This is a genomic window from Rhizobium esperanzae (assembly GCF_002204185.1).
GTDB classification, from domain to species: Bacteria; Pseudomonadota; Alphaproteobacteria; order Rhizobiales; family Rhizobiaceae; genus Rhizobium; species Rhizobium esperanzae.
On record NZ_MXPU01000070.1, the window covers coordinates 1 to 755 of the forward strand.

The following is a 755-nucleotide window of genomic DNA, read 5'->3' on the forward strand; positions in this document are numbered from 1 at the left end:
ACCAACGTGCTCGCTGTTTCCGTCCTCGGCTCCTCGATTTGGCAAAGCTCCTTGCGCCAACGGAAGAGCTGGCTGACATGGATACCGGCCGCACGGGCAATCTCGGAAAGCACCGCATCTGGCTCAAAACAGGCCGCAACAAGCCGCTCTTTGTCTTCCCGAGACCAACGCCGTCGGCGCTCGACAGACGTGATCACTTCAATCGGATGCTTCGTCATAGGACTACTCCTAGTGTTTACACTAGGACTTCCGATGTTCGTCTCAACCTCGCAAGACGGTCCTCACCGGGCGCTTACTCACCACCCGCCGACCCCCGCGACACCAGTGAAAGCGGGAAATGTGGCGATATCCGCGCCATCTGGCGCTCGCTCAGCAAAAACAAATCACCCATCACGGCCTCCCTCTCGGAAGACCTGAATCACATCTCCATTCAAAATTAATAGGTCCTGAGCCTAGTTGTTTGGTCCCGGCATTTGGTGGAGCGGATTGATGATAAAACGTTCGGGCTGTGAAGCCCATGCCTTGCATATGAACTCGTAGGGTGTGAGACCCTTGAGGGTCTTGAGCCTGCGGCCGAAATTGTAAGCGGCGACAAAGTCGGCAAGATGCTGGCGCAGTTGATCGTGGCTTTCATAGTAGAAGCGTCTGACGGTGGCATCCTTGATGGTTCGGTTCATTCTCTCAACCTGACCGTTGGTCCATGGATGCTTTACCTTGGTGGTGCGGTGCTCGATATCATTGGTGGCGCAGGTGTA

Annotated in this window: 2 protein-coding genes; both read right to left on the bottom strand. The window is 55.4% G+C overall.

From position 1 onward, the window contains the following. Positions 1-218, bottom strand: a 218-nt coding sequence (locus tag B5E41_RS30965; protein ID WP_141098817.1) for a transposase, incomplete at its 3' end; no start/stop codon positions are given. Positions 219-452: 234 nt separating this feature from the next. Continuing rightward, on the bottom strand, positions 453-755 hold a 303-nt coding region (locus B5E41_RS30970), incomplete at its 5' end, for an integrase core domain-containing protein (protein WP_141098867.1).